The sequence below is a fragment of the Vibrio sp. 1288 genome, from assembly GCF_033344475.1.
In genome coordinates, this window is sequence record NZ_JAWPOX010000254.1 from 1 (window position 1) to 901 (window position 901).

Below are 901 nucleotides of genomic sequence, written 5' to 3' on the forward strand. Positions count from 1 at the left end.
CGTTTTGTATTTTTCTAGCTGAGCTTGCAGTTGTTCTTCGACTTTTCTTTCATCAATATCAAAAGCTTCAAACACTTCTGAATAAATACCGGATGGATGTTGAACTATCGTCAACAACCAGTGGGTCAACTCTATACTATGATGTGTACGCGAACTTGCCATTGCAGCCGCTTGCTCTAGCGTTTCTTTCGCTTGCGGAGACAATCTTTCGACCAACGCTGAAAGTGATAATGAAGCCATTATGTTTCCTTTAAACCGTAATTGTTATGTTGCGATCTTCCGTACGTTCATGTTTTTTCAGTACAGAGCCGACACCTAACTGACCTTGTTGCTTAGATATTTGAACTTGAGGCAATAGACTATGTTTAGTCGTGAGTTGCCATTTAACGTGCTTGTGTTTGCCAATGAAGTCACCTGCTACCTGTTTTATTGTTTTCAATGTATTGGTCTTGGGTAATAGATTTGTGACTTGCTTACTTTCCTTTGGGAGAAACTCAATTGTTGTACTTGCATTGATATTCCAGGCTCTTTTTCCTAGTGACGCACCAGCACCGAGTTGTGCAAACTGGCCTTCGGGCATACTTTTCGATCCCAAACGTGTTTGTTCAGATTTAGACAGTCGCATCCATTGACCTTGAAACTCGTGAATACGAATTTGGCAACCAGACAAACATTCCAAAATGCTCTTCAATGCACCTTTACTTCGTGTTGGAGATGCATACATGCCGCCATAATGCAGTGCAAGATCATTCCCATCGCCAGTCAATGACGACATGCAATCAGTTAATGGGGAGCGCTGATTTTTTGCATGCGCACGCGCTTGTATGGTTAACTGACTCAATTGCCAACTTCGATAATAGAGGGATAAAAGCCGATGGTTAAAAATGTCATAGAAGTCCAC

At 41.7% G+C, this 901-nt stretch carries 2 protein-coding genes; both read right to left on the reverse strand.

From position 1 onward, the window contains the following. The coding region (locus R8O11_RS26045) for a Clp protease N-terminal domain-containing protein (protein WP_318194717.1) at positions 1-240 on the reverse strand (240 nt) is incomplete at its 3' end. A gap of 10 nt (positions 241-250) precedes the next feature. Further along, the coding region (locus R8O11_RS26050) for a type VI secretion system baseplate subunit TssG (RefSeq protein ID WP_318194718.1) at positions 251-901 on the reverse strand (651 nt) is incomplete at its 5' end.